Origin of the sequence: Streptomyces sp. NPDC056527 (genome assembly GCF_042794475.1) — a bacterium.
In the GTDB taxonomy this organism is placed as follows: Bacteria; Actinomycetota; Actinomycetes; order Streptomycetales; family Streptomycetaceae; genus Streptomyces.
The window spans coordinates 1-25,632 of the sequence record NZ_JBHTTQ010000066.1; the positions used below are offsets into that span (position 1 = coordinate 1).

The 25,632-nt window shown below is 71.7% G+C and carries 27 protein-coding genes; 13 read left to right on the forward strand and 14 right to left on the reverse strand.

From position 1 onward, the window contains the following. Positions 1–83: 83 nt before the first annotated feature. The 3 genes from ACFQ7Q_RS26055 to ACFQ7Q_RS26065 form a co-directional block, all read right to left on the reverse strand. Positions 84–1,271 (reverse strand): thiolase family protein, encoded by a 1,188-nt coding sequence (locus ACFQ7Q_RS26055; RefSeq protein WP_383559219.1) that lies wholly within the window; start codon positions 1,269–1,271, stop codon positions 84–86. 160 nt (positions 1,272–1,431) lie between these two features. After that, on the reverse strand, positions 1,432–1,698 hold the full coding sequence (locus ACFQ7Q_RS26060; RefSeq protein ID WP_383559220.1) for a hypothetical protein: 267 nt from the start codon (positions 1,696–1,698) through the stop codon (positions 1,432–1,434). 33 nt (positions 1,699–1,731) lie between these two features. Then, positions 1,732–2,754, reverse strand: coding sequence for a LacI family DNA-binding transcriptional regulator (locus ACFQ7Q_RS26065; protein WP_383559222.1), 1,023 nt, complete (start codon positions 2,752–2,754; stop codon positions 1,732–1,734). 152 nt (positions 2,755–2,906) lie between these two features. Between ACFQ7Q_RS26065 and ACFQ7Q_RS26070 the strand changes: the two genes are divergently transcribed. The 4 genes from ACFQ7Q_RS26070 to ACFQ7Q_RS26085 all read left to right on the forward strand — a co-directional run bounded on the left by ACFQ7Q_RS26070 (position 2,907) and on the right by ACFQ7Q_RS26085 (position 6,643). Next, positions 2,907–4,169 carry an MFS transporter gene (locus ACFQ7Q_RS26070; RefSeq protein WP_383559224.1) on the forward strand — a complete coding sequence of 421 codons (1,263 nt, stop codon included), beginning with the start codon at positions 2,907–2,909 and terminating at the stop codon, positions 4,167–4,169. A 32-nt stretch (positions 4,170–4,201) separates the two neighbouring features. After that, entirely contained in the window at positions 4,202–4,909 is a 708-nt protein-coding gene (locus ACFQ7Q_RS26075) for an alpha/beta fold hydrolase (protein WP_383559226.1), read from the forward strand. Between the two features lie 14 nt (positions 4,910–4,923). Beyond that, the gene (locus ACFQ7Q_RS26080; protein ID WP_329113158.1) at positions 4,924–5,142 is read left to right on the forward strand and encodes a hypothetical protein; all 219 of its coding nucleotides are present in this window, start codon (positions 4,924–4,926) and stop codon (positions 5,140–5,142) included. An 82-nt stretch (positions 5,143–5,224) separates the two neighbouring features. Further along, on the forward strand, positions 5,225–6,643 hold the full coding sequence (locus ACFQ7Q_RS26085; protein WP_383559228.1) for a flotillin family protein: 1,419 nt from the start codon (positions 5,225–5,227) through the stop codon (positions 6,641–6,643). 129 nt (positions 6,644–6,772) lie between these two features. Here the strand turns inward: ACFQ7Q_RS26085 and ACFQ7Q_RS26090 are convergent, their stop codons facing one another. Then, a complete protein-coding gene (locus tag ACFQ7Q_RS26090; RefSeq protein WP_383559230.1) occupies positions 6,773–6,937 on the reverse strand; it encodes a hypothetical protein in 165 nt (54 codons plus the stop codon). Positions 6,938–7,052: 115 nt separating this feature from the next. On the opposite strand from ACFQ7Q_RS26090, the gene ACFQ7Q_RS26095 reads away from it, so the two are divergent. Further along, entirely contained in the window at positions 7,053–7,469 is a 417-nt protein-coding gene (locus ACFQ7Q_RS26095; protein WP_383559231.1) for a type II toxin-antitoxin system PemK/MazF family toxin, read from the forward strand. 4 nt (positions 7,470–7,473) lie between these two features. Here the strand turns inward: ACFQ7Q_RS26095 and ACFQ7Q_RS26100 are convergent, their stop codons facing one another. Further along, positions 7,474–8,304 (reverse strand): TIGR02452 family protein, encoded by an 831-nt coding sequence (locus ACFQ7Q_RS26100; protein ID WP_383559232.1) that lies wholly within the window; start codon positions 8,302–8,304, stop codon positions 7,474–7,476. 132 nt (positions 8,305–8,436) lie between these two features. Between ACFQ7Q_RS26100 and egtA the strand changes: the two genes are divergently transcribed. The 4 genes from egtA to egtD are packed head-to-tail and all read left to right on the forward strand — an operon-like array spanning position 8,437 to position 12,723. After that, entirely contained in the window at positions 8,437–9,696 is a 1,260-nt protein-coding gene (gene egtA, locus ACFQ7Q_RS26105; protein ID WP_383559234.1) for an ergothioneine biosynthesis glutamate--cysteine ligase EgtA, read from the forward strand. After that, positions 9,693–11,009, forward strand: a complete 1,317-nt coding sequence (gene egtB / locus ACFQ7Q_RS26110) for an ergothioneine biosynthesis protein EgtB (protein ID WP_383559236.1) — start codon at positions 9,693–9,695, stop codon at positions 11,007–11,009. Before egtA ends, egtB begins: the two co-directional genes overlap by 4 nt. Next, on the forward strand, positions 11,009–11,761 hold the full coding sequence (egtC, locus tag ACFQ7Q_RS26115; protein ID WP_383559237.1) for an ergothioneine biosynthesis protein EgtC: 753 nt from the start codon (positions 11,009–11,011) through the stop codon (positions 11,759–11,761). The genes egtB and egtC overlap by 1 nt, the downstream gene beginning before the upstream one ends. Continuing rightward, entirely contained in the window at positions 11,758–12,723 is a 966-nt protein-coding gene (egtD, locus tag ACFQ7Q_RS26120; protein WP_383559239.1) for an L-histidine N(alpha)-methyltransferase, read from the forward strand. Before egtC ends, egtD begins: the two co-directional genes overlap by 4 nt. Here egtD and ACFQ7Q_RS26125 read toward each other — a convergent pair. The 8 genes from ACFQ7Q_RS26125 to ACFQ7Q_RS26160 all read right to left on the reverse strand — a co-directional run bounded on the left by ACFQ7Q_RS26125 (position 12,618) and on the right by ACFQ7Q_RS26160 (position 21,922). Then, complete coding sequence (locus ACFQ7Q_RS26125; RefSeq protein WP_383559240.1) at positions 12,618–13,496, reverse strand: lysophospholipid acyltransferase family protein; 879 nt, start codon at positions 13,494–13,496, stop codon at positions 12,618–12,620. The genes egtD and ACFQ7Q_RS26125 overlap by 106 nt on opposite strands. Further along, positions 13,493–14,389, reverse strand: a complete 897-nt coding sequence (locus ACFQ7Q_RS26130; RefSeq protein WP_383559242.1) for a GNAT family N-acetyltransferase — start codon at positions 14,387–14,389, stop codon at positions 13,493–13,495. Before ACFQ7Q_RS26130 ends, ACFQ7Q_RS26125 begins: the two co-directional genes overlap by 4 nt. Positions 14,390–14,528: 139 nt before the next feature. Then, on the reverse strand, positions 14,529–15,779 hold the full coding sequence (locus ACFQ7Q_RS26135; RefSeq protein WP_383559286.1) for an extracellular solute-binding protein: 1,251 nt from the start codon (positions 15,777–15,779) through the stop codon (positions 14,529–14,531). A 203-nt stretch (positions 15,780–15,982) separates the two neighbouring features. Beyond that, positions 15,983–17,425 carry a cellulose binding domain-containing protein gene (locus tag ACFQ7Q_RS26140; protein WP_383559243.1) on the reverse strand — a complete coding sequence of 481 codons (1,443 nt, stop codon included), beginning with the start codon at positions 17,423–17,425 and terminating at the stop codon, positions 15,983–15,985. Next, a complete protein-coding gene (locus ACFQ7Q_RS26145; RefSeq protein WP_383559244.1) occupies positions 17,422–18,924 on the reverse strand; it encodes a beta-N-acetylhexosaminidase in 1,503 nt (500 codons plus the stop codon). The genes ACFQ7Q_RS26140 and ACFQ7Q_RS26145 overlap by 4 nt, the downstream gene beginning before the upstream one ends. A gap of 9 nt (positions 18,925–18,933) precedes the next feature. Next, a complete protein-coding gene (locus tag ACFQ7Q_RS26150; protein ID WP_383559245.1) occupies positions 18,934–19,767 on the reverse strand; it encodes a carbohydrate ABC transporter permease in 834 nt (277 codons plus the stop codon). Then, complete coding sequence (locus ACFQ7Q_RS26155) at positions 19,764–20,666, reverse strand: carbohydrate ABC transporter permease (RefSeq protein ID WP_383559246.1); 903 nt, start codon at positions 20,664–20,666, stop codon at positions 19,764–19,766. Before ACFQ7Q_RS26155 ends, ACFQ7Q_RS26150 begins: the two co-directional genes overlap by 4 nt. Continuing rightward, entirely contained in the window at positions 20,663–21,922 is a 1,260-nt protein-coding gene (locus ACFQ7Q_RS26160; RefSeq protein WP_383559248.1) for an extracellular solute-binding protein, read from the reverse strand. Before ACFQ7Q_RS26160 ends, ACFQ7Q_RS26155 begins: the two co-directional genes overlap by 4 nt. Before the next feature lie 173 nt (positions 21,923–22,095). Between ACFQ7Q_RS26160 and ACFQ7Q_RS26165 the strand changes: the two genes are divergently transcribed. Genes ACFQ7Q_RS26165 through ACFQ7Q_RS26175 form a run of 3 tightly spaced genes read left to right on the forward strand, consistent with a single transcriptional unit; the run spans position 22,096 to position 23,908 of the window. Further along, entirely contained in the window at positions 22,096–22,863 is a 768-nt protein-coding gene (locus ACFQ7Q_RS26165; RefSeq protein WP_383559249.1) for a GntR family transcriptional regulator, read from the forward strand. Between the two features lie 31 nt (positions 22,864–22,894). After that, entirely contained in the window at positions 22,895–23,659 is a 765-nt protein-coding gene (locus ACFQ7Q_RS26170; RefSeq protein WP_383559251.1) for a GntR family transcriptional regulator, read from the forward strand. Between the two features lie 33 nt (positions 23,660–23,692). Further along, positions 23,693–23,908 carry a dodecin gene (locus ACFQ7Q_RS26175; RefSeq protein WP_383559253.1) on the forward strand — a complete coding sequence of 72 codons (216 nt, stop codon included), beginning with the start codon at positions 23,693–23,695 and terminating at the stop codon, positions 23,906–23,908. A gap of 9 nt (positions 23,909–23,917) precedes the next feature. Here the strand turns inward: ACFQ7Q_RS26175 and ACFQ7Q_RS26180 are convergent, their stop codons facing one another. Further along, complete coding sequence (locus tag ACFQ7Q_RS26180) at positions 23,918–24,406, reverse strand: hypothetical protein (RefSeq protein WP_383559255.1); 489 nt, start codon at positions 24,404–24,406, stop codon at positions 23,918–23,920. A gap of 191 nt (positions 24,407–24,597) precedes the next feature. Between ACFQ7Q_RS26180 and ACFQ7Q_RS26185 the strand changes: the two genes are divergently transcribed. Next, positions 24,598–25,629, forward strand: coding sequence for an LLM class flavin-dependent oxidoreductase (locus ACFQ7Q_RS26185; protein WP_383559257.1), 1,032 nt, complete (start codon positions 24,598–24,600; stop codon positions 25,627–25,629). The last annotated feature ends 3 nt before the right edge of the window (positions 25,630–25,632 follow it).

Sequence of the window (25,632 nt, forward strand, 5' to 3'; positions counted from 1 at the left end):
GGAGATCCCGTACCGCCCCTCCGGCGTTCCCGCGACTTCCTCGGCGGCGCCCGCCGAGCGCCCCTGGCTCGGCCCGCGCCGGCTCAGCGCTCCAGGACCAGCGCCAGCCCCTGCCCGACGCCGATGCACAGCGCCGCGAGGCCGGTGCCCGAGCCCGCCGCGGCGAGCTGGTGGGCCACCGAGCCGGCGAGCCGCGCGCCGGAGGCGCCCAGCGGGTGGCCGATGGCGATGGCGCCGCCGCGCGGATTGACGATCTCGGGGTCGAGTTCCGGCCACTCGGCGAGGCAGCCGAGCGACTGGGCGGCGAAGGCCTCGTTCAGCTCGAACGTCGTCAGGTCGCCGAAGGAGCGTCCCGACTTCTCGAGCGCGCGCCGGACCGCCTCGACCGGGCCGAGCCCGAAGAGCTGCGGCTCGATCCCGGTGACGGCGGAGGCCCTGATGCGCGCCAGCGGCTCGCGGCCCGTCTCCCGCAGCCCCTCCTCGTCGACCAGGAGCAGGGCCGCCGCGCCGTCGTTGAGCGGCGAGGCGTTGCCCGCGGTGACCGTGCCGCCCTCGCGCCGGAACGAGGGCTTCAGCTTGGCCAGGGCCTCGATCGAGGTGGTGTCGCGGATGCATTCGTCACGGGCGAGGTCCACGTCCCCGTACGGCACGACCTCGCCGTCGTAGAGCCCCTTGCCCCACGCGGCGGCGGCCTTCTGGTGGCTGGCGAGGGCGAACGCGTCCTGCTGCTCGCGGGTGATGCCGTGCTTGTCGGCGACGAGCTCCGCGCCCTCGCCGAGCCCGACCGTCCACTCGGCGGGCATGCGCGGGTTGGTCATGCGCCAGCCCAGCGTCGTGGAGTGCAGCTGCTGATGGCCGGCCGGGAAGGCGCGTTCGGGCTTCTGCAGGACCCAGGGGGCACGGGACATCGACTCGACGCCGCCGGCGATCGCCACGGAGGCGTCGCCGAGCGCGACGGCGCGGGCGGCCTGGATGACCGCCTCGAGCCCCGAGCCGCAGAGGCGGTTGACGGTGACGCCCGGGACGGAGGTCGGGAGCCCGGCGAGCAGGACGGCCATGCGGGCCACGTCGCGGTTGTCCTCGCCCGCGCCGTTGGCGTCGCCGAAGTAGACGTCGTCGATGCGGGCCGGATCGAGGTCGGGCGTCCGGTCCACGAGGGACTTGACCACGTGCGCGGCGAGGTCGTCGGGGCGTACGGAGGAGAGCGCGCCCCCGAACTTGCCGATCGGCGTGCGGACGGCGTCGACGATGTAGACGTCGCGGATGCTCATCGGTTCTCTCCCACGTGACCTGCGGTACGTTCACAACGTTCGCCTGGTGAATTTTCCTTCATGGTCGTGCGCGCCGAGTCTCCGTCGGGCGGCGCCTCATGTCAACGGTGCCGCATCTCGATGCGTGGTGGATGAACCGATACACCGCGCCCTCGGGTCACTACCCCGCCGCGTGCCGGATCAGCGCGGTCAGACCGTAGTCCAGCTCCCGGCCGTCGACCAGCAGCGCCTCGACCGTGCGGGTCTCGGGATCGATGTCCGCCGCCAGGCCGTGGCCCTCGTAGCGGGGATACCCCGTGGCCCCGGTCCGGCCGGTGGCCTCGACGACCGCCGAGCGGACCGCGCTGTCCTCGACGGACGCTCCGCCCCGGTCCTCCACGTGCTCGGGAACGAGAAGGATCTCGAAACGCCTCGGAAAGGTGCTCATGCCTCGACGCTAAGCCGCCGCGGCGCCGAGCGCTCAGCTGGACTCCCGGGGCACGACCTGCGAGGCCATGAGCTCCCGGGCCTCCGGGGTGCCCTCCGGGTCGCGGACCGCGCTGTCGACGAGCTCCGCGAGGCGCCGGCCGATCACCATGTCGATCCGGACCGTGGTCAGCCGGGGCCGCAGCAGCCGCCCGAGCAGCAGATCGTCCGAGCCGACGACCGCGGTCTCCTCCGGGACGGAGATCCCGGCGTCCTGCAGGGCACGCATCAGGAGCATCGCGTACTCGTCGTTGTACGCGAAGACGGCGTCGAGCCCGAGCTCGCGCCATCGCCCGGCGAGCTCGTTCGCCGAGTCCTCCTCGTACCGCAGCGGCAGGGGTACGACCGTGGCGTCGGTCCCCGCCACCGCCTGGCGGGCGCCGTCCAGCCGGGGGCCCGAGAACATCTCGAGTCCCGGCTCCCCGGGAACCACCACACCGATCCGGCGCCTGCCGCGCTCGAGCAGATGCTCGGCGGCGACGCGACCGACCCTCCCCTGGTCCATGACCAGGGCGTGCGTTCCCGCGACCCGCTGCGGGCCGACGGTGATCACGGCCTTCGCGCCGGAGCGCTTGAGGATCTCCACTCCGTTCGGGGTCAGTTCGACCTCACCGAAGGAGACCACCGCGACCGGGCGGAGCTCGGCCCAGGCGCGGGCGGCCTCGTCCCCGTCCAGGCCGAGACTCCCGTACTGCACCACGGTGTAGTCGAGCCGGCGCAGGGCCCACTGGAGTTCGTTGAAGAAGGTGCTGTAGAGCGGGCCGACCGGCACCTGCGCGGTCGGGAGCAGGACCATCCGGCTGTGGCCGGCGCGCAGACTGCGGGCCGCGGCGTGGGGCACATAGCCGAGCTCCTCCGCCGCCTCGCGCACCCGTTGACGGGTCGGCTCGCTGATCCGTACGGCCGCGGTGTTGTTCAGCACGTACGACACGGTCGCTCTGGACACGCCCGCGAGGCGCGCGACATCGGCACTCGTCGGGACGGCACGTTCGGCGGACTGTCTGGGTGACTGGCTCATCGCTCCGGCATCTTTCCAGACCGATCCGGCCCAGGGTCTGGCGGATGGCCGGAATCGAGTGCTACACAGTGCTGACGCGTGTCACTGACACGTGTCACTCACCCTCGATCCGCTCCTCGCCCCCGCACGGGCGATCTCCTCAGGAGGGCACTGTGGCCCTTTCCTCCCCGGGCTCCGGCACCACCGCCGGCACGACTCCCGGCGTCGGCTCACCCTCGGCCCCCAAGCCGACGCGTGGTCTGCTGTCCCTGCTCCTGGCCGGCAACACGGCGATGTACGCGCTGTACGTCGGTGTACCCGGGATGCTCCTCGCGCTCCAGATCGAGGACATCGATCCCGCGGACAAGGTGGCCAACTTCGGTCTGGTCTCCGGCGTCTCCGCCATCTTCGCCACCGTGTTCAACCCGGTGGCCGGCGCGCTCTCGGACCGTACGGGGCGGCGCAATCCGTGGATCCTGGCGGGCGGTCTGCTCGCGATACCCGTGATGTTCCTGCTGGGCAGCGTGGACACGATCCTGCTGGTGATGATCGCCTGGTGTCTGGGCCAGGCCGTCATGAACATCTACCAGGCGGCCCTCACCTCGGTCGTGCCCGACCGCGTGCCCCTGGCCGCGCGCGGCAAGGCATCGGCGGCCGTCGGGCTCGGCCTCCCCGTCGGCTCCACCATCGGCGCGCTGATCGGCGCCGCCTTCTCGGAGGACTACCGCACCGGCTATCTGGTCTTCGGCGTGATCGTGGCGGCCGCCGCCGTCCTGTTCACCGCCTGCGCCCGCGAGCGGCGGATGCCCGCCAAGGCCCCGCTGCCCGTGAAGCAGCAGATCGCCGCCTTCGGCAGTGCGCTGAAGGACCACGACTTCCGCTGGGCGTTCATAGGCCGCGCGCTGCTGGTCCTCGGCTACTTCGCGGTCGCCGGATTCCAGCTGTACATCCTCAAGGACCACACCGATCTGCCGGCCGGGCTCACGGCCGAGGAGGCGGTGGCGATCCTGATGCCGCTCAACGCGGTCGCCATGGTCGTCTCCACGGTCCTGGGCGGCTGGCTCTCCGACCGCCACGACCGCCGCAAGCTCTTCGTCGGCGCCTCCGCCGCACTCGCCGCCGTCGCCCTCCTGATCCCGGCGCTGTCGACGAGTTGGACGGCGATGCTCGCCTTCTCCGTCGTCAACGGCCTCGGCTTCGGCTGCTACATGGCCGTGGACACGGCACTGGTCACCATGGTGCTGCCGAAGGCCGAGGACGCGGCCCGCGACATGGGTGTGCTCAACGTCGCCAACGCCGGGCCGCAGATCGTCGCGCCGTTCGTCGCCTCGCTCGTCGTCTCGCTCAGCGGCGGATACACCGCGCTGTTCCTCGTCGCCGCCGTACTGTCGGTGCTCGGGGCGCTCGCCGTGCGCCCGATCCGTACCGTGCGCTGAAGACGAGAAGACCACACCCGAGAGGCATCGACGTGCGACTGAACACCACCACGTGGGGATCCGGTGACCGGATCGCGCTGCTGATCCACGGCATCATGGGCGACCACCGCACCTGGCGACAGGTCGGACCGGCCCTGGCCGAGCGCGGCTACCGGGTGATCGCCGTCGACCTGCGCGGTCACGGCGCGAGCCCGCGCGCCGAGGGCCCCGAGGGCTACCGCCCGTCGGACTACGCCGACGACCTCGTCGAGAACCTGCCCGCCGGAGCCGAGTTGGCGCTGGGTCACTCGCTCGGCGCCCTGGCCCTCGCGGCCGCGGTGGAGCGGCTCGCGCCGCGCCGCGCGGTCTACTCCGACCCGGCCTGGCATCTGCCGGCCGGGGAGGAGGGCTACCGCCCGGAGATGTTCACCCAGGGCAAGTCCCTCACCCGCGAGCACATCAGGATCCTCAACCGCCGCTGGGCGGAGGTGGATCTCGACATCGAGGTCGAGACGGTGCGGCTCTGGGACGAGCGGACCGCCCACGGCCTGGTGGGCGTGGTGGGCCAGGACATGTGGCCCGCACGGCCCTTCGTCCCTTCGTTGGTCACGCTGGCCGACCCGAGCTTCGTGGTCCCCGCCGAGAAGGCGCAGATGCTCAAGGAGCGCGGTTTCGAACTCCGTACGGTCGTCGGCGCGGGTCATACGATCCACCGGGATGACTTCGAAGGGTTCATGACCGCCCTGGAAGGATGGATCTGACGTACCTTTTGGTCATGGACGACGTCTCGATGGTGGGAATGCTCGGCCGGGTCACCGGCACCGTCGGACCCGGCCTCGTCGGCGAGGTGATCGTCCGGATCCGGGGCGGCGCGGAGCACTTCCTCGCCCATGCCGCCAATCCCAAGGAGCGGATCGAGACCGGAACGGTGGTGATGGTCATGGAACATCTCCCTCCACGCACCGTCTATGTCACAGCCGCGTACGACAGTTGACCGAACCGTTGAGCGCCGGCCATGAGCGGGCGCACACTCCCTTCACCGGATCCGCACGGATCCGGTGAAGGGGGAGCTGCCCATGGGCATCGGCATCCTGGTGGGCGGCGCGATCGGCGCCGTCCTCGTTCTCATCGCACTGTTCAAACTGATGTGGCGCGTCGCGGAACCCAACGAAGCGCTCATCATCTCCGGCTCCAACCACAGGATGGAGGGGCTCGGCGAGGGGATGGGCTTCCGGATCGTCACCGGTCGCGGCACTCTCGTGCTGCCGGGGGTCCAGGCGGTACGGAAACTGTCGCTCGACCTCAACGAGACGCAGCTGCAGGTGGAGTGCGTCACCCACCAGGGCATTCCGCTCAAGGTCCGGGGTGTGGTGATCTTCAAGGTGGGCGACGACTTCGTGTCGATCGCCAACGCGGCCCGCCGTTTCCTCGACCAGCAGAAGCTGATGTCGGAGCGGGTGCACATCGTCTTCGCCGGTCATCTGCGCGCCATCGTCGGCGGGTTGACGGTCGAGGACATGATCCGTGACCGGGAGAAGCTGACCGGACAGGCCCGTTCGGCCTGTGGCACGGAGATGGAGAAGCTCGGCCTGATCGTCGACTCGCTGCAGATCCACGAGATCGAGGACCCGACCGGGTACATCAAGAACCTGGCCGCGCCGCATGCCGCGGCGGTCCAGCGCGACGCCCGGATCGCGCAGGCGGAGGCCAACCGTCGGGCGACCGAGGCGGAACAGCAGGCCGCGGCGCGGATGTCGGAGGCGACCCGCGACAGCGAGATCCTCCAGGCCGGCTATCAGGCGGAGCGGGACCAGGCGTCCGCGAAGGCCCGGCAGGCCGGTCCGCTGGCCGAGGCGGGAGCGCGTCAGGAGGTCGTGGTCCAGGAGACCCGGGTCGCCGAGCTGGAGGCGCACCGCAAGGAGCAGCAGCTCCAGGCGGACGTCCGCAAGCCCGCGGACGCCGAGGCGTACAAGACGCGGACGCGGGCCGACGCCGAGCGCGACGCCCGGATCTCGGCGGCGCAGGCGGAGGCCAAGGAGACCGAGCTGGCCAGTGCCGCCAAGGCGACGGCGACCCGGCTGACCGGTGAGGCGGAGGCGGCGGCCCAGCAGGCGAAGGGGCTCGCGATCGCCGAGTCGGCCCGGGCCAAGGGTCTTGCCGAGGCCGAGTCGATCAAGGCGAGGGCGGCGGCGCTCGCCGAGAACCAGGAGGCGGTGGTCGCCCAGCAGCTGGCCGAGAAGTGGCCGGAGATCGTCGAGGCGGGCGCTTCCGCCTTCGGCAACGTGGACCAGATGGTCCTGCTGAACGGCGCCGACGGGATGGCGGAGATGTTCGCCAAGGCGCTGACCATGGGCGGGACGGGCCTCGGCCTGGCCCGTCAGCTGCTCGCGACGATGGGTCCGGACGCCCGGACCGCGGTGGCGCCCTCGGTCGACGGCGCGGCGCCGCCCGCTCCCCGGGTGGAGGCGATCCCGGTCGGCGACGACCGGGAGTAGCCGCTCGGGTGCAAGGCGACAGGCCGGGCCCGGCGCCTTCGTGGCGTCGGGCCCCGGTCCTGCGTCTGCGTCTACGTCTACATCGACCAGGCGGATGATCAGGCGCGTGGAAGATCGGTCGTGCGGAAGTCAGTTGTGGCCGAACTTCCGCTCCTTCTTGTGGGAGACCTGCTCGATGATCGGCCGCGGGGTCTCACGTACGGACGGCATCTGTTCCTTCGTCGTCGCCTCGGTCCTGTGCTCGTGACCGCCCGTACGGGCGCCGCGGTTCACCCGGGTCTGTTTCTTGCCCACGATCGTGCCTCCTGACGGCGAAAATCGGACGCTGGGGCCGTTTTCAGCCTCGCACGCGGGTACGAGCACCGCATGTCAGGGACGTCGCTCCCGGCCGGGGCCCTACGGTGGTCCCGTGACGACCTTCCAGCACTCCACGACCGAGGCCGACCCGCATGCGATCGGCCCCGTCCGCACGTCCTACGCCCCCGACCGCGACGGCGCCCCGGATCCCGGGGAGATCGTCTGGACCTGGGTGCCCTTCGAGGAGAACGACGGACGGGGCAAGGACCGTCCGGTTCTGGTGGTGGCGCGGGAGGAGTCCGGGACGCTGCTCGCCGTACAACTGTCGAGCAAGCGCCATGACAGTGATCGCGAGTGGGTGGCGATCGGGGTGGGCGACTGGGACAGCGCGCGTCGCGAGTCCTGGGTGGATCTCGACCGGGTGCTGCGGGTCCACGAGGCGGGGATGCGCCGGGAGGCCTGCGCCCTGGACCGGCCGCGATTCGACCGTGTCGTCGAGCGCCTGATCGAGCGCTACGGCTGGTCGTAGCCGGTCACGCGCCCGCGAGGACCCGCTGGAAGGCGCCGAGCGTGTTCCGGTCCTTGGTGCGGTCGAGGATCGCGAAGACGATCTCGTCGAAGTGGCCGGCGAAGCGGCCCCCGTCCGTCAGCAGGGCGCGGAAGGCGGCCGCGACCTCGGCGGGGTCGTTCTGGAAGACGCCGCAGCCCCAGGCGCCGAGGACGAGCCGGCGGTAGCCGCCGGCCACGGCGGTCTCCAGGACGCGCGCGGCGCGCGCGGCGAGAACGGCCGGGACGCGGCCGACGAGCTCGGGGGTCTGCCGGCGGATCACACCCGCGTTGGGCGCGGGCGAGGTGAGGAAGCCGACCGTGAACGGCTCGCTCAGAAGCTCGCCGCGGTCGTCGCGGAAGACGGGGACGCCAGGCGACAGGATCACCCGGTCCGTGTAGAAGGCATCCCGCTCGGCCCGGTGGTGCGCGTAGTACTCGGGGGCGCGCAGGAGCGTGGTGTAGAGGGCGGAGGCCCGGCAGACGGCCTCTTCCTGGGCCTGGGCGCCGTTCAGATAGCCACCGCCGGGGTTCCGGGCGGAGGCGAAGTTCAGGACGGCCACCGGGGCGGCGTCGTCCCTGGTCATCCGCCGTGCGGCGACGAGGCTGCTCTCGTCCGTGACCGTGATGGCGGTGGTGCGGTCGGTGTCCGGGGCGAGGGGGGCGGGGACGGGCTCGGGGCCGTAGAGCCGGGTTCCGGCCACGGCCGCGCTCAGCTCGGCCTCGATCGAGACGATCCGCCCTCCGGGGGCCCGGTAACGGCCCGCCTCGACGATCTCCTCGGTCTGCTTCGCGATCCCCCGCAGTCGTGCGCTCATGCGCGCAAGCTTGATCGAATCGGCTCCCCCGGGGCAACAGGATATTCGCCGTGCTGCCGAAGGGGCGCTCTTGCACGCCGGTCGGACGTGGCTTTAGGTGGAAACAGCGCCTTCCGAGACAGGAGGAACGACATGTCGTCGAGCGGCATACCGCAGAGCGGTTCCGCCCTCACCGAGGACGAGGCCGAGGACCTGCTGCGATGTATCTGCTTCAAGACGGGCCCACCCCGCGCGCTCGGGGTGGAGGTGGAATGGCTCGTCCACGAGCTGCGTGACCCGCGGCTTCCCGTCCCACCACAGCGGCTGGCCTCGGCCGTCGACACCGTACGGTCCCTGCCGCTGGCCTCGGCGATCACCCTCGAACCCGGCGGACAGCTGGAGCTCAGCTCGCCGCCCGCCGCCTCCCTCATGGGGTGCGTCGACACTCTCTCGGCCGATCTGCGCGCCGTGCGTGACGCGCTCACTCCCCTCGGGCTCTCGCTCAGCGGTTACGGGGTCGATCCCTGGAACGCGCCGCGCGAGCGACTGCTGCGCGAGCCCCGGTACGACGCGATGGAGGCCGCTCTCGATCGCACGGGACCGTCCGGGCGGGCCATGATGTGCGACTCGGCGTCGGTGCAGATCTGTCTGGACGCAGGTCACGAGGAGCCGGGACCGCTCGGCTACCACCGCCGGTGGCAGCTGGCCCATCTGCTGGGCGCGGTCCTGGTGGCCGCGTTCGCCAACTCGCCCGTCCACGGCGGGCGCCGGACCGGCTGGCGGTCGACCCGGCAGTCCCTGTGGACCGATCTCGACCCCGCTCGCGCGCTCGCCCCTTCTCCGGACGGGGAGCCCCGGGCGGCCTGGGCCAGGCATGTGCTGGACACCCCGGTGATGTGCGTACGGGGCGAGGAGGCACCCTGGGTCGTCCCGGAGGGTCTCACCTTCCGGGAGTGGCTGCGCACCGGCCGCCCCCGCCCGGCCGACGAGGACGATCTGCGCTACCACCTGACGACGCTGTTCCCGCCGGTGCGGCCGCGCGGGCATCTGGAGCTGCGGATGATCGACGCCCAGTGCGGTCCGGACGGCTGGATCGTGCCGGTGGCCGTGACCGCCGCACTCTTCGACGATCCGGAGGCCGCCGAGAGCGTCTACCGGGCGGTCAAGCCGCTGGCCGAGCGGGCCGGTCCGGAGGCGGCCCCGCGCAATCCGCTCTGGCTGGCCGCGGCCAGGGACGGGCTCGCCGACCCCGATCTGCATGCCGCCGCGCTCGAGGCGTTCCCCGCCGCGCTGGACGCGCTCCCCCGGATCGGGGCGAGCGACTCCGTGCTGCGGGCGGTGGCCGACTTCCATGAGCGGTACGTACTCCCCGGCAGCTGTCCCGCCGACGACATCCAGGAGGTGGCGTCATGACCGTGACGACGGATCCCTCGGCCCTGCGGCGGCGTGCTCTCGACGCGCTCACCACCGCACGGGAGCGCACCGCGCTGCTCACCTCCTGTGTCGAGGACGACGAACTCGTCGCGCAGCACTCCCCGTTGATGTCGCCGCTCGTGTGGGACCTGGCGCACATCGGGAACCAGGAGGAGCAGTGGTTGTGGCGTGCCGTCGCGGGGCGTGACGCGCTGCGCCCGGAGATCGACTCGATCTACGACGCCTTCGAACACTCGCGCGCCAGCCGCCCGTCCCTGCCCCTGCTGCCGCCGGCCGAGGCCCGGGCCTACGCCTCGGATGTACGGGGCCGGGTCCTGGACGTCCTGGCGGCCACGCCGCTGGAGGGCCGGCCGCTCGTCGAGGCGGCGTTCGCCTTCGGCATGATCGCCCAGCACGAACAGCAGCACGACGAGACCATGCTGATCACCCATCAGCTGCGAAAGGGCCCTCAGGCGCTGACCGCTCCCCCGCCGCCGGCCAACGGCACCGGGGGGCTGCCGGCCGAAGTCCTGGTCCCCGGGGGGACGTTCACGATGGGCACCTCGGACGAGCCGTGGGCGCTGGACAACGAACGCCCGGCGCACGTCCGGACGGTCCCGGCGTTCTTCGTCGACACCGTCCCGGTCACCAACGGCTCCTACATGGCCTTCGTCGCGGACGGCGGCTACACGGACGAGCGTTGGTGGCAGGCGGAGGGCTGGGAGCAGATCCGCAGGCACGACATCGCCGCACCGCTGTTCTGGCGGCGTGACGGCGGGCAGTGGGTGCGGCGCCGGTTCGGCGTGACGGAGCCGGTGCCCGAGGACGAGCCGGTGGTGCATGTCAGCTGGTACGAGGCGGATGCCTACGCCCGCTGGGCCGGACGCAGGCTCCCCACCGAGGCCGAGTGGGAGAAGGCGGCCCGGCACGATCCGGCGAGCGGGCGTTCGCGCCGCTATCCGTGGGGTGACGCCGACCCCGCGGCCGAGCATGCCAATCTCGGCCAGCGCCATCTGCGGCCCGCCCCCGCCGGCAGCTATCCCGAGGGCGCTTCGCCGCTCGGGGTGCGGCAGTTGATCGGGGACGTGTGGGAGTGGACGTCCAGCGACTTCCTGCCGTACCCGGGATTCACCGCCTTCCCGTACAAGGAGTACTCGGAGGTCTTCTTCGGCCCGGCGCACAAGGTGCTGCGCGGTGGGTCCTTCGCGGTGGACGAGGTGGCCTGCCGGGGCACCTTCCGCAACTGGGACCTGCCCGTACGCCGGCAGATCTTCTCCGGCTTCCGGACCGCACGGGACGCGGAGCTCGTCTGATGTGCCGTCATCTCGCCTTCCTGGGCGAACCCGTGCCGCTCGGCGAGCTGCTGCTCCGGCCGCCGCACTCGCTGGAGCGGCAGGCGTGGCAGCCGCGCACCCAGCTCAGCGGGGTGGTGAACGCGGACGGTTTCGGCGTCGGCTGGTACGCCGACGGCGACCCGGTGCCGGCCCGCTACCGCCGGGCCGCGCCCATCTGGGGCGATCTCTCCCTGGCCGATCTGGCGCGGGTGGTACGCACCCGGGCGCTGCTGGCGGCGGTCCGGGGCGCCACCCGGCCGGGCGCGGACGGGGAGGCCGCGGCGGCCCCGTTCGCGGCGGGCTCGTGGCTCTTCAGCCACAACGGAGCGGTGGCGGGCTGGCCCGACTCGCTGACGTCCCTGGCCGCGTCACTGACCGCCGCGGAACTGCTCGCCCTGGAGGCCCGCACCGACTCGGCGCTGGTGTGGGGTCTCGTACTGCACCGGCTGCGGGCCGGCGACTCGCCGGGGCGGGCGCTCGCCGACACCGTACGGGAGGTCGCCGAGGCCGACCCGGAGTCCCGTCTCAATCTCCTGCTCACCGACGGCGCCGAGATCGCCGCGACCGCCTGGGGGAACTCCCTCTGGTACCTGCAGCGCCCCGATCGCACGGTCGTGGCCTCGGAGCCGTACGACGACGATCCGCTCTGGCGCGAGGTGCCGGACCGCACCTTGCTGTCCGCCACCCGCGCCGATGTCACCCTCACCTCGCTCAAGGAGCCCTCCTCGTGAGCCCGTTCCAGCTGACCCGCACCCTTCCCGAGGACGCCACGGACGCCGACCTGCGCGCCGACGTCCTGCACGGTCTGACCCGTCTGCCCAAGGAGCTGCCGCCGAAGTGGTTCTACGACGCGCGTGGCAGTGACCTGTTCGAGGAGATCACCAAGCTCCCCGAGTACTACCCCACCCGCGCGGAGCGGGAGATCCTGATCGCCCGGGCCCACGACATCGCCGCGGCGACGGGGGCGCGGACGCTGGTGGAGCTGGGATCCGGCTCCTCCGAGAAGACCCGGTTCCTGATCGACGCGCTGCTGCCCGAGCTGGACAGCTACGTCCCGGTGGACGTGAGCGAGTCGGCGCTGAAGGGCGCGGCGGAGGCGCTGCTCGTGGAGCGGCCCGGGCTCCACATCCACGCCCTGGTCGCCGACTTCACCCGGGGGCTGGCCCTGCCCGGCACACCCGGGCCGCGTCTGGTGGCGTTCCTGGGAGGCACGATCGGCAATCTGCTGCCCCACGAGCGCGAGGTCTTCCTGCGTTCGGTCCGGGCGATGCTGGCGCCCGGCGACGCCCTGCTGCTCGGCACGGACCTGGTGAAGGACGAGGCGACGCTGGTCGCCGCGTACGACGACGCAGCCGGGGTGACGGCGGAGTTCAACAAGAACGTGCTGGCGGTGATCGCCCGGGAGCTGGACGCGGACGTGCAACCGGACGACTTCGACCATGTGGCGCTCTGGGACCACGAGCGGGAGTGGATCGAGATGCGGCTGCGGGCGCGTCACGCGCTCACGGTGAAGATTCCCGAGCTGGATCTGGTGGTGCCGTTCGAGGCGGGTGAGGAGGTACGGACGGAGGTGTCGGCCAAGTTCCGTCAGGCGGGCGTGCGTGCGGAGCTGGCGGAGGCCGGGCTCGAACTGACCCGCTGGTGGACGGACAAGGAGGGGCGGTTCGCGCTGTCGCTGGCGACGGCTCGCTGAGCCGCACGGGCCAGGGAGCGGCGGTCCGGATATTGGACGTTGGATATCGGATCCAGTATCCGGATCTCCGCGGTGAGCCCGCGGGCCACCGCGATCCGCCAGAGCGAGGCGGCGAGCGGATCGTCCCCGACGAACGCGGCGGGCCCTGCCGGCCGGTACTCAAGCCGTACCGGCTGGACGGGGACGGAGGCGTCGAGGGCGGCCTGGAAGGCGGCCGGCCGGAAGGCTCCGCCTCCCCTGCCGCACCAGGTGGACCCCTCCGGGAAGACGATCACCCGCCCTCCGCCCGCCAGCGCCCGTGCCATCGAGCGGACGGTGGCGGGCAGGGCCCGTAGCCGGTCGCGGTCGATGAAGAGGGTGCCGCCCCGGGCCGCGATCGGCCCGAGCACCGGCCAGGCCCGGATCTCCTTCTTGGCGAGCATCCGTCCGGGCAGGACGGCGGCCACGAGAGGGATGTCCAGCCAGGAGATGTGGTTGGCGACGATCAGCAGCGGTCCCTCGGCGGGCGCGGGGACTCCGGTGACCTTCAGGCGGACGCCGAAGGCCCGGAGCACCAGTCGGCACCACCGGCGCACGAGCGCCCGACGGCCGGCGCGGGGCAGCGCCACCGCCAGGGGTGCGAGCAGCACCCCGAGCAGGACGGCGGCGACGCCCACGGCCAGTCGGGCGGCGGCCCGTACGGGCCCGGAGGCCGGTCCTGTGTGCCGTGCGCACGGTTCGGGTGCGCACGGCGAGGCCGGCAGCCAGGGCGAGGCGGAGCCGGCGGCGGTCACTGCGCCGGTGCGAGGGAGAGGAAGTGGCGCAGGTAGCGGGGGTTGGTGTTGCGCAGCGACAGCAGGACGTAGAGGTCCGCCACGCCGAAGTCGACGTCGTGGGCGGGCGCGCCGCAGACCCATGCGCCGAGCCGCAGATAGCCGCGGAGCAGCGGCGGGAGTTCGACGCGCCCCTCGGGGCGGGTGATGCCGTCGGGGGTCCAGAGCTTGTGCGGGGTGACCCAGTACTCCTCGGGCGCGAGGTGCTTGGCCTTGACGGTGTCCCAGGTGGCGGCGGCGAGGGTGCCGCCGTCGGCGAGCGGGATCGAGCAGCAGCCGGCCAGCCAGTTGTGGCCGGTGCGGGTCATGTAGCGGGCGAGCCCGGCCCAGATCAGGGCGATGACCGCGCCGTTGCGGTGGGCGGGGTGGACGCAGGAGCGGCCGACCTCGACGAGGTCGTCGCGGACGGGGGCGAGCCTGCCGAGGTCGAACTCGCCCTCGGAGTAGAGGCGTCCGGCGATCCGGGCGCGATCGGGCGGCAGGACGCGGTACGTGCCGACGACCTCGCCGGTGGCCTCCTCGCGCACCAGCAGGTGGTCGCAGTAGGCGTCGAAGGCATCGGTGTCGAGGCCCGGCTCGGGTCCGTCGAGGCGGGCGCCCATCTCACCCGCGAAGACCTGGTGACGCAGACGCTGGGCGGCGCGGACGTCCTCCTGGGTGCGGGCGAGACAGACGACGTAGCGGGGCTCCGGGTCGGCGGCCGGGACCGCGGATCGGGGCTGCGGCTGGGCCGGGACACCGGCGTACGGGACGGCCGTGGCGGTGACGCCCGACGGGACACCCGCGGGAACGGGGAGCCCGGCGGGGACGGGGACGGCGGGGGCCGCAGCGGCTGCGGGCGACGGTGCGGGCATGTCGGGCTCCTCCGGCGTACGGAAGGGGAACGGTGAGGGCCGGACCGCGTGAGCGGTGGTCCGGCTCCTTACTTCTTCCGTGACCGACTGGATTCGACATGACCGTTCGGGGGATCGCGGGTGTGCGGTCGCTGAAATGCTATTCGGCGAGGGTCTGGGTGATCTGCTCCGAGGCCGCCTTGGCGGCCTTCTTCGGGTCGTCGCCCTGCAGCACCGCGGTCATGTACGGCTTGATCGGGTTGGACGCCTCGACGTCGGCCCATTGCGGGGAGTTGGGGGTGGCCCTGCCGCGTGCCGCGCCGACGGCCATGGCGGCGGTGGCCTCCTGGCCCTCGACGACCGAGGCGAGGGAGGTCTTGTTGGGGACGTAGTTCATGGCCCGGGCGAGCTCGGACTGCCACTTCTCGCCGGCGAGCGCCTTGACGACGTCGATGGCCGCGTTCCGCTCGGGCGCGTTCTCCGGGACGATCAGGTCGGAACCACCGGTGAAGACCGCGCACGGCTTCCCGGCCTTCTTGCCGGGTATCGGGAAGAAGCCCAGCTTGTCCTCGAGCGCCGGGTTCGCCTTGGTGATGGCGGCGACGGCGCTGGGGGTGGCGATGATCTGGGCGACATCGCCCTTGGCGAAGACCTCGGCCTGGGGCGGGGTCTGCTCGTCGGCGTTCTTGGGTCCGGAGCCGAGCGACTGCAGGTCCTTGTAGAAGTCCATGCCGCGCAGCGCGGCCGGGCTGTCGAGGGCACCGGCCCAGTCGCCGCCCTTGTCCTCGGCGAGTTCGCCGCCCTCGTCCCAGATGAACCCCGCGAGGGTGTACCAGTCCTGTCCCGCGAGGTAGATGCCCTGGGAGCCGGTGCGGTTGAGCTTCTCGGTGTCGTCGAGCCACTGGGCCCGGGTCGCGGGCGGCTTGGTGACGCCGGCCTCCCGGAAGAGGTCCTTGTGGTAGATCACGACGCGGTTGGCGGCGTACCAGGGGATGCCGTACTGGGCTCCGCTGATGCGGCCGGGCTCGGCGAGACCGGGCAGCCAGTCCTCGCTGCCGAGGTCGCGCACGGACTCCAGGGTGAGGTCGTAGAGCTTGTCGGTGTCCGCGTACTGGGCGACCTGGGTGTTGCCGACCTCGATGACGTCGGGGCCGCCCTTGCCGCTGATCGCCTCGGTGACCTTCTTGCCGATCCCCGTCCACTCCTGGAAGGTGAACTCCAGTTCGATGCCCTGGTGCTCGGCCTCGTACACATCGGTGAAGCGGGTGAGGAAGTCTTCGCTGACGCTGTCGCGCATCAGCCAGACGTTGACCGTGCGCTTGCCTTCGGTGGCGCCGGGAAGGAGCCCGCAGCCCGCGAGGGCGAGGGCCGTGGCGGCTGCGAGCGGACAGACGAGATGGCGGTTCTTCACGTAGGTCACCTTCTGCGTTCCATGAAATGGAGGGCGGCATGGGGAGCTGACCCGTCGTGGGGGGACCGAACGGCGTGTTCGCGCGGGTATGTGGCCTGGATTCTGGTCTGGACCAACCAGGTGGTCAAGTCCCGGTCCATCCGGTTCGGGGCGGGCGTGCCGGGCACGCCCGCCCGTTATGCCCGGTACGGGCGGGACAGGCGTTACGGGACGGCCGGCACGGAGTCCTCGAAGGCCGTGCCCGCCGTGCGGTACGCGGCGACCTTGGCGGCCACCTGGGCCGGGGTCAGGACCTGGTCCTTCACGTGCAGGACGTAGTCGACCTTCTGGTCGTAGGACCGCGCCGTGGTGGAGGTCTGGCCCGCGAGGTCGATGAGCCACTGGTTGAAGTTGATGGACATCGGGCGCTCGGGCAGATAGCGCGCGTCGTGGCGGCCGAACTCCTGGCCGTCCACGTAGTACACGATCGTGCTGTCGTCGATGGTCAGGACGAGGTCGTGCCAGCCGGCGTAGCTCGCCCGGACCTCCGAGTGCTGGTTGACGGCCTCCCAGGGGTCGGGCCGGTAGGTCTCCCACGAGGTGGTGTAGAGGATGTTGGCGGGCTCGCCCCAGCCGCCGTTGGGCAGGTACTCGAAGTCGTACTCGGCGTAGTCGTCCGCCATCGGCGCCTTGAGGTCGTTGATGGTGAAGAAGGTCTGGACGAGACGGTCGCCGTCCGGCCCGGAGATCGGCGCGTCGGAGAAGCGGACCCGGGCGGCGTAGGTGCCGTTCTTGAACTTCGTGGCCCGGGTGAGGATCTCGGTCTGCTTGGTGGACTCGGCGGTCCCGGCGGTCGAGGTCCTCAGGTTCATGATCGAGTTCGTGCCCTCCTTGGCGAAGGTCACGTTCTCGGGCGCCCAGCCGGCTCCGGGGACGCCCGGTCCGCCGGAGTTGGAGCGCACGCTCCAGCCGTGGGTGGCGATCGCCGGGTCGGTGTGGCCGGTGTAGTCGAAGTCGTCGAAGAGGGCGGGACCACCGGTGGGCGGCGGGGTGGTCGGGTCCGTCGGCGTCGGGGTGGGCTCGTTCCCGGCCGGGGCGGTGCCCCAGACCGTGACGCCGCCGACGGTGGCGGTGACCTTGCTCCAGTTCGCGTACGTGGTCTGGGACGGGCCGAAGGAGTAGTCGTCGCTCTGGTTCAGCGGCTGCCAGTTGGAGCGGTGGAAGCGCAGCTGCATGTCGCCCGTGTCGGCGCCGGGGGCCAGGCTGCCCGCGCCCGCGGTGAAGCCGACCTCCAGATAGCGGTCGGCGGTGGCGGTGGGATTCGCGAGCGTGCCGAAGGTGCCGGTCAGGTTGGCACAGCCCTTCACCGCCCAGGAGCAGGCGTAGGTGTACGAGGCTCCCGGGTCGGCCTTGAAGTAGTAGCGCACCTTGACCTGGCTCAACGGCACGCTCGACGAACCGGTGTTGACCACCTTGAACCAGGGCTCCACCTGGTCGCTCCCGGTGGCGCTCTGCCGGTACTGGACGGTGACGGCCTCGCCGGCCGCGACGGCCGGAAGGGCGGTCAGCGCGGTGGCGCCGAGGCCGGTCACGGCGGCGACGGCGAGTGCGGCGCGTATGCGCAGGCCGGCGCCGATCGGTCGGGCACTCATCGGTCGGTTGCTCATCGGGGTTCCTCTCCTTGGACGGAGGTGGGGGAAAGGCGGCGCGGCACCCGGAGGGTGTCGAGCCGGGTCCGGTGGTGGCTCAGCCGGGCCTGGAAGCCCGGCCAGTCCCTGCGCCCGGTCCAGGCGGTCTCGGCCAGGGCGCAGATCCGGGGGAAGGTCAGGTACTCCGCATGCGCGGCGGTGGGGACGAACTCGGTCCACAGCTGCGCCTGGGTGCCGAGGACCCGCGCGGTCTCCTCCGGGCTCCAGTGGGCCGGGGCGGGATCGGTGTCGTGGACGGCGCGCAGATCGACGACGGCGCCCGGCTGACCGGGCGGTTCGTCGAACCTCGCCGACTGGGGGTAGTCGAGATAGGTCGAACGGTGGGGCGCCATGACGACCTGGTGGCCGCGGCTGGCCGCCGCGCGCCCGTGGGCGGTGTCCCGCCAGGGCATGACGGTGAAGTACGGGGGGAGGTCGGCGCCGGTCTCGGTCCAGCCGAGCGGTCGGCGGCCGGCGTCGAGGAGATGGCGCCCGACCTGCTCCATGAACCAGCCGTGCAGGGCGTCCGGGCCGTCGAGTCCACGCTCCGCGACCCGTCGGCGGGCCTCGGGCGAGGCGTGCCATTCGGTGGTCGGGCACTCCTCCCCTCCGATGTGGACGTGGGGCGAGGGGAAGACGTCGAGCACCTCGTCGAGGACCTCGCGGCAGAAGTCGAGGACGCCGTCGTGGACACCGAGGACGGTGTCGCACACACCCCAGCGGTCCCAGACGCCCAGGTTGCGGTCCGGCCGGTTGCCGAGTTCGGGGTAGGCGGCCAGGGCTGCCCTGGCGTGCCCGGGCATCTCGATCTCGGGCACGACGGTGACACCCCGCGCGGCCGCATGCCGCACCAGTCCGGCGAGTTCGGAGCGGGTGTAGGCACCGCCGTGCGGAAAGCCGCCGATCTCGGTGAGCCGGGGGCGGCCGGCGACCGGCATGCGCCAGCCCTGGTCGTCGGTGAGGTGCAGGTGGAGGACGTTGAGCTTGTGGAGGGCGAGGAGGTCGACGTATCTCCGGAGGAAGGAGACGGGCCGGAAGTGGCGGGCGACGTCGAGCATGACTCCGCGCCAGGAGAACCGGGGCACGTCGGTGATCTGTACGCAGGGCACGGACCACTCGACGCCGGGGACCGGTTCGTCGAGCAGTGCCTGGACGGGCAGGAGTTGACGGAGTGTCTGCACTCCGGCCAGCAGCCCCCGGGGGCGGGCGGCGCGCAGCAGAACGCCCTCGGGGCCGACGGTGAGTCCGTAGCCCTCGTCGCCGAGACCGGTGAGAGCCGGATCGAGGGCGAGGACGACGGGGCCGTCGGGGCGCTCGGGCAGCGGGAGTCCGGTGGCGGGCTCCAGGAGGGTGCGCAGCAGCTCGGCGGCGACCCGAGCCCCGGTGGCGATCTTGAGTGAGGTGTCGGCGTCGAAGGTGAATCTGCCCGGCAGGAGGTGGAGTTGGGTGGGATGGGGGACGAGGTGGGGCACGGGCATGGCGGCGCGCTATCCCTTCACGGCTCCGCCGGTCATCCCGGCGGCGACCCGGCCCTGCAGGACCAGGAAGAGGACGAGGACGGGCAGGGCGAAGAGGGTGGACGCGGCCATGGTGGCGCCCCAGTCGGTGCCGAAGACGTTGGAGAAGGAGGAGAGCCAGACGGGCAGCGTGCGGTCGTCCTGGTTCTTGATGATGAGCATGTTGGCGAAGGCGAACTCGTTCCAGGCGGTGATGAATCCGAAGAGCGAGGTGGCCAGCAGGCCGGGGGCCAGCAGGGGGAGGGTCACGCGGCGGAAGGCCTGGGCCCGGGTGCAGCCGTCGACCTGGGCGGCCTCTTCGAGCTCGGCGGGGACGGCGGCGAGGAAGGACCGCAGGGTGACGACGGTGAACGGCAGGGTGATCATGAAGTAGATCAGGGTCAGGGTTCCCAGCCGGTCGAGCAGGTCGGCGTCCCGGGCGATGACGTACATCGGGATCAACAGCGCTTCCCACGGCGCCACTTGTGCGATGAAGACCATGAGGACGAAGGCGCGTCGGCCGCGCCAGCGCATCCGGGCGACCGCGAAGGCGGCGCCGAGCGCCACGACGAGCGCGAGCAGGACGCAACCGGCGGTGACGATCAGGCTGTTGCGCCAGAAGAGCCAGAATCCGTCCGCCTCCACGGCGCGCGCGAAGTGCTCCAGGGTGAGGGAGGGCGGCAGCAGGACGGGCGTCTCTGCCTGGATGTCGGGCGTGGGTTTGAAGGCCGTGGAGACCATCCAGTACACCGGGAAGACGGCGAGGACGAAGACGGTCGCGGCGGCGGTGTTCAGAGGGAGTCGGCGCAGCGCGCGGGAGTTCACCGGTCGGCCTCCTGCCGGAGCATCTGACGGAAGTAGGCGATCAGCACGGCGACGAGGATGAGCACCGTCAGGGTGGAGACGGCCGCGCCGAGGTCGTAGCGGTGCAGTGACTGCGCGACCCGGTACGCGTAGACCGGCAGGGTGGTCGTGGCGTCTCCGGGGCCGCCCCGGGTGACCGCCCAGATCTGGGCGAAACAGCGGAAGACCCAGATGACTTCGAGGCACAGGACCAGACCGAAGATCGGCCGCAGCAGCGGCAGGGTGATCGAGCGGAAGATCCGGAAGGCCCCTGCTCCGTCCAGACGGGCGGACTCGTACAGCTCCTCGGGGACGGTCAGCAGCGCGGCGTGCAGGGTGATCGCGGCGAAGGGGACCGACTGCCACACCACGAGCAGGACGAGGACGGTGAAGGCGGCCGTGCCGTCGGCGAGCCAGGAGTACCCCTCGAAGGAGGTGAACCCGAGGCGTACGAGTACCCAGTTGACGATGCCGAGGCGGGAGGCGAAGAGCCACTGGAAGACGGTGGTGGTGGCGATGACCGGGCTGGCCCAGGCGAGGACCAGCCCGCTCGTGACCAGGATCCGCATCCGCCGGCCGAGCCGCCGCATCATCAGCGCGACGAGCGTGCCGATCACCGTGATCAGGACGACGTTGACGAGGGTCCACCAGAAGGTGCGCCGGACGACCTCCCAGAACTCCGGGTCGGCCAGGACCGTCCGGTAGTTCCGGAAGCCGACGAACCCGGCGCCGCCCCGGATCAGTTCGCCCATTCCGTACTGCTGGAAGGAGATCAGCAGGTTGCGGACCAGGGGGTAGCCGAGGAGCAGGGCGCCGCCGAGGACCGTAGGGGCGACGAGGACATAGGGCCAGAGGGTGGCCCCGCGACGCGGCCGGCTCACGGGCCGAGGGTCTTGGTGATGCTCTCCGACGCGTCCTTGGCGGCCCGCGCCGGGTCGGTGCCGGTGAGCACGGCCGTCATGTACTGCTTGATCGGGTTGGTGGCCTCCACGGCCGCCCACTGCGGGGAGTTGGGCGTCGCGCGGCCCTGCGCGGCACCGGCGGCCATGGCGGCGGTGCCCTCGTCGTCCTGGATCACATGGGCGAGCGAGGTGCGGTTGGGCACGTAACTCATCGTTCTGGCCATCTCCGTCTGCCACTTCTCACCGGCGAGCGCCTCGACGACCTCGTAGGCGGCGTCGGGGTGGGCGGATGCCTCGGGGACGATGAGGTCGGAGCCGCCGGTGAAGACCGCGCCGGGCTTGTCCGCCGTCTTCCCGGGGACCGGGAAGAAGCCGAGCTTGCCCTTGAGCGCCGGATTGGCCTCCTCGACGATCTTCGCTCCGCCCGGTACGGCGATGATCTGGGCGACGTCCCCCTTGGCGAAGACGTCGGCCTGCGGCGGCTTGGCTTCGTCGGAGTCCTTGGGGCCCTTGCCGAGGGCCTGGAGCTGCCGGTAGAAGTCCATGCCCGCGAGGGCCTGCGGGGTGTCGAGCGCGCCCTTCCACTCCTTGCCGTTCTGCACGGCGAGGTCGCCGCCGTCCTCCCAGATGAAGCCCGACAGGGTGTACCAGTTCTGTCCGGGGAGGTAGATGCCCTGCGTGGAGCCCTTGTTGAGCTTGGCGGTGACGGTGAGCCACTCGGCGCGGGTCTTGGGCGGGGCGCTGATGCCGGCCTTGGCGAAGAGCTCCTTGTGGTAGATGACGACACGGTTGGCGGCGTACCAGGGGATGCCGAACTGCTTGCCGTCGACCCTGCCGGGCTCGGCGAGACCGGGCAGCCAGTCGGCCCCGTTCAGCTCGGCGACCTTCGCGCTGAGGTCGCGGACGCCGCCGCTCGCCGCGTACTGGGCGACCTGGGTGTTGCCGACCTCGATGACGTCGGGAGCGTCCTTGCTGGCCAGGGCCGCGGTGATCTTCTCGCCGATGCCGTCCCACTCCTGGATCTGGATGTCCAGGGTGGTGCCCTTGTGCGTCGCCTCGAAGTCCGTGCGGAAGCGGGTCAGGAAGTCGTCGGTGACGCTGTCCTTCATGATCCAGACGGTGACCTTCGCGGCCCCGTCGGCGTTCGCGGGGTCGTCGGTGGAACCGCAGGCGGTGACACAGAGAGCCAGGGTCGCCATGAGGGCGACGGGGCCGGCGAGGGGGCGGATGTTCACGGGCACCTCGATAAGTGGTTGACCAATTGGTCAAGTGGTCAGATGCGTGACCAGAAGGTGGCATGGACCAATGTGGCCGTCAACCCCTTGAAAAATATGCGCTGTTCACCCATTCGACAGCGAGGAGGTCTGGTTAGGATGAGCCTTACCAGTTGACCAGTCAGGGAGAGCGCATGAAGGACAGCCCCTCGGGCGGGGTGCTGAAGAGGGAGCGCGTACGGGAGCATCTGCTGGGCCTGATCGAGGCAGGGCGTCCCGGCGAACCGATCCCCTCGGAGCGCACCCTCTGCGCCACGCTCGGTGTCTCACGCCCCACCCTGCGCGCCGCCGTCGACGAACTCGTCGCGACGGGTGTGCTGGTACGGGAACACGGGCGCGGCATGTTCGTCGCACCGGCCAAGATCACCCAGCAACTCGCCCCGGACGACGCGGCCTTCACCGTTCCCCGCGCCTCCGGAAGCTGGTCCAGCACGGTCCTCGAATCCGCCAGGCTCCGGGCCGGCGCGCGCATCGGCCGCAAGCTCCGTATCTCCCCCGCCGCCGAGCTGCTCTACATCGCCCGGCTCCGTCTGGTCGACGGCTCCCCCATGGCGATCGAGCACCTCCACATCCCGGCGGATCTGGTCCCCGCCGCCCTCACCGCGGAGGAGTTGGAGGCCGGCGACCTGTACGACCATCTCAGGGACCACCACCGTGTCCATGTCCGGGAGGCAACGCAGTCGATCGAGCCCACCGTCGTCAGCGAGGCCGAGGCGGCCCTCCTGGACGTCCCCGTCCTCTCCCCCGCGCTGCTGATCGAACGCCTCACCCTCGACACCTCGGGCCGACCGGTGGAGTACGTCCACTCGGTGTACCGGGGCGACCGCTACCGGATCGTCTCCCGGCTCGACTTCACCCGCGACGGCGTCGTGACCTCCTCGACCGCCGGGGATGCATACTGACCGCCGGACGACAGGCCGGGGAGGGCGCGCGATGGAGCTCAAGCGGGAGCGGGTACGGGAGCATCTGCTGGCCGTGATCGACGGGCGCCGCCCCGGCGACGCCATCCCCTCGGAGCGCACCCTGTGCGCAACGCTCGGTGTCTCACGCCCCACCCTGCGCGCCGCCGTCGACGAACTCGTCGCGACGGGCGCGCTGGTACGGGAACACGGGCGCGGCATGTTCGTCGCACCGGCCAAGATCACCCAGGAGCTCGTCGCCGAGGACCACACGGCGGGCGCGCCCCGGAGCCGCGGCAACTGGACGAGCACGGTGCTGGAGTTCCGTACCGTACGGGCGGGCGCGCGGATCGGACGGAAGCTGAAGGTCTCCCCCGCGGCCGAGCTGGTGTACGTGGCGCGGCTGCGGCACGTCGACGGGGCTCCGATCGCCCTGGAGCATCTGCACGTCCCCGCGGATCTGGTGCCCGGCCTGACCCCCGCCGCCATGGAGAGCGGCTTCTACGCCCATCTGCGCGAGAAGTGCCGCATCCGGACGGCGCACGCCGTCCAGTCGATCGAGCCGACCGTCCTGAGCGAGGAGGAGGCCGAGCTGCTCGGCGTCCCCGTCCTCTCCCCCGCCCTGCTCTTCGACCGGATCACCTCGGACACGGGTGGGCGGCCCGTGGAGTACGTCCGCTCGCTGTACCGGGGCGACCGCTACCGGATCGTCTCCCGGCTCGCCCTCTCCGACGGGGCCGCCGACCACCCGGCGCCCGACGTGTCGCGGACCGGGGCGTGGTGGGGCACGGTGGAGTGACCCCCAAGGTCCAAGGAGAGGAGTTCGGCCCCCATGTCGAACCACACCTACCGCGTCACCGAGATCGTCGGCACCTCCACGGAGAGCGTGGACCAGGCCATTCGCAACGGCATCGACCGGGCCTCCCAGAAGCTCCGCGGCCTCGACTGGTTCGAGGTGACACAGGTGCGCGGTCACCTCGTCGACGGGGCGATCGCGCACTACCAGGTCGGGCTGAAGGTCGGCTTCCGGCTGGAGGAAGGCGACTGACCCGGTCGGTCAGGTCCGGCCCTCCTTCTCCTGGGCGTCCTTCAGGGCCTCCGACGCCGCGGCCCAGCGGGCCCGGACGACCCGGAAGCCCGCCTGTGCGGCCGCGTCGCAGACCAGCTCGTCGTCGTCGACCAGCATCCGGATCTCGCGGTCGCGGCCGAGCCGGAGCAGGATCTCCAGCTTGGTGTGGCGCGCGGGACGGAAGTCGCTGTTGCGGCGCATATGGATCCGCCCCTGGGGCAGTTCCTGCGCGGTGAGCCAGGCGACGGTGTCCTCGCAGCAGCGCTCGGGGCGCCCGGTGAGATAGACGATCTCGCACTCCTCGGCGGCCTCCAGGCACAGGGCGACGCCCTGCGCGAGCGGCGGATCCTGGGGCGCGGCGGCGAAGAAGCCCTCCCAGTCGCGAGGTCGGCCCTCCAGGAAGTGCTGGCGGTGGGCGGTGCCGGAGAGAGTGTTGTCGAGATCGAAGACGGCCACGGGCCTGCTGTTTCGCGTCACACGGACAGCGTAGGCAGTACGTGGTCGCGCACCGGCATCCGGCCCGGTCGGTCACACACGCCGGACGGGGACGGAGGCGACACCGCGGGCACCGAGGAGCGCGGCCCGGCACGGACGACGGCCGGGTCGCGACGCCCCCCGGCGATCCGGCCTCGCGGGAATCCTCGCGGCGCCGTGACGTTGAACCCTTCGTGACCCTTTCTCTCGACGGCATCCGTCTCTCCGTCCTCGACCGCTCCCGGACGCGGGAGGGCGAGGACGGGTCCGTCGCCCTGCGTGCCACGGTGGATCTCGCCCGGGAGGCGGAGGCGCTCGGATACCACCGGTTCTGGGTGTCGGAGCACCACAGCGTGCCCGGCGTGGCCGGCTCCGCCCCCGCCGTCCTGGCCGCCGCCGTCGCAGGCGCCACGTCCTCCATCAGGGTCGGGACGGGCGGGGTGATGCTTCCCAACCACCAGCCGATGGTCGTCGCCGAGCAGTTCGGCGTCCTGGAGTCGCTGTTCCCCGGACGGATCGACATGGGGCTCGGCCGCTCGGTCGGCTTCACGGACGGGATCCGGCGGGCGCTCGGCCGGGACAAGGACGACGCCGAGCGGTTCGCGGAGCAGCTGACCGAGCTGCTCGGCTGGTTCACCGGCACCCAGACCGCCCATCCTCAGGTGCACGCCCGGCCTGCCGAGGGCCTGCGCGTGCCGCCGTACGTCCTCGCGACCGGCGAGGGCGCGACGATCGCCGCCGAGGCCGGCCTCCCCATGGTCATCGGGGATCTGCGGGGCCGGGAGCGGATGCTGCGCGCGATCGACACCTATCGCTCCGCCTTCCGCCCCTCCCTCTGGTCCGACGAGCCGTACGTCGTCGTCGCGGGCACGGTCGCCGTGGCCGGGACCGAGGAGGAGGCCAGGCGCCTGCTGATCCCGGAGGCGTGGTCGCTCGCGTACTCGCGCACCCAGGGCGTGTTCCCGCCGCTCCTGCCCGTCGAGCGGATCGAGGAGCTCACGATGACGGAGAAGCAGCGCGACTTCTTCGAGTCGGGTCTGGAGGGGCATGTGTACGGCACCCAGGAGCAGGTCGCCGAAGCGCTGGAGCGGGTGGTGAAGGAGAGCGGGGCGCAGGAGGTGCTGGTGACGACCAGTACCCACGATCGCGAGGCGCTCCGCGACTCCTACCGCGGGCTCGCCCGTGTCGCGGGCCTGCGTACGGGCCTGACCAGCGCAAACGCCTAGTAT

Excerpts from the sequence above, each read along its gene's own strand:
- ACFQ7Q_RS26100 (WP_383559232.1), bottom strand. The coding sequence starts at position 8,304 with ATGAGCGCACGACTGCGGGGGATCGCGAAGCAGACCGAGGAGATCGTC.
- ACFQ7Q_RS26175 (WP_383559253.1), top strand. The coding sequence starts at position 23,693 with ATGTCGAACCACACCTACCGCGTCACCGAGATCGTCGGCACCTCCACG.
- egtB (WP_383559236.1), top strand. The coding sequence starts at position 9,693 with ATGACCGTGACGACGGATCCCTCGGCCCTGCGGCGGCGTGCTCTCGAC.
- ACFQ7Q_RS26130 (WP_383559242.1), bottom strand. The coding sequence starts at position 14,389 with ATGCCCGCACCGTCGCCCGCAGCCGCTGCGGCCCCCGCCGTCCCCGTC.
- ACFQ7Q_RS26085 (WP_383559228.1), top strand. The coding sequence starts at position 5,225 with ATGGGCATCGGCATCCTGGTGGGCGGCGCGATCGGCGCCGTCCTCGTT.
- ACFQ7Q_RS26065 (WP_383559222.1), bottom strand. The coding sequence starts at position 2,754 with ATGAGCCAGTCACCCAGACAGTCCGCCGAACGTGCCGTCCCGACGAGT.
- ACFQ7Q_RS26080 (WP_329113158.1), top strand. The coding sequence starts at position 4,924 with ATGGACGACGTCTCGATGGTGGGAATGCTCGGCCGGGTCACCGGCACC.
- ACFQ7Q_RS26165 (WP_383559249.1), top strand. The coding sequence starts at position 22,096 with ATGAAGGACAGCCCCTCGGGCGGGGTGCTGAAGAGGGAGCGCGTACGG.
- egtC (WP_383559237.1), top strand. The coding sequence starts at position 11,009 with ATGTGCCGTCATCTCGCCTTCCTGGGCGAACCCGTGCCGCTCGGCGAG.
- ACFQ7Q_RS26140 (WP_383559243.1), bottom strand. The coding sequence starts at position 17,425 with ATGAGCAACCGACCGATGAGTGCCCGACCGATCGGCGCCGGCCTGCGC.
- ACFQ7Q_RS26145 (WP_383559244.1), bottom strand. The coding sequence starts at position 18,924 with ATGCCCGTGCCCCACCTCGTCCCCCATCCCACCCAACTCCACCTCCTG.
- egtA (WP_383559234.1), top strand. The coding sequence starts at position 8,437 with ATGTCGTCGAGCGGCATACCGCAGAGCGGTTCCGCCCTCACCGAGGAC.
- ACFQ7Q_RS26055 (WP_383559219.1), bottom strand. The coding sequence starts at position 1,271 with ATGAGCATCCGCGACGTCTACATCGTCGACGCCGTCCGCACGCCGATC.
- ACFQ7Q_RS26060 (WP_383559220.1), bottom strand. The coding sequence starts at position 1,698 with ATGAGCACCTTTCCGAGGCGTTTCGAGATCCTTCTCGTTCCCGAGCAC.
- ACFQ7Q_RS26170 (WP_383559251.1), top strand. The coding sequence starts at position 22,895 with ATGGAGCTCAAGCGGGAGCGGGTACGGGAGCATCTGCTGGCCGTGATC.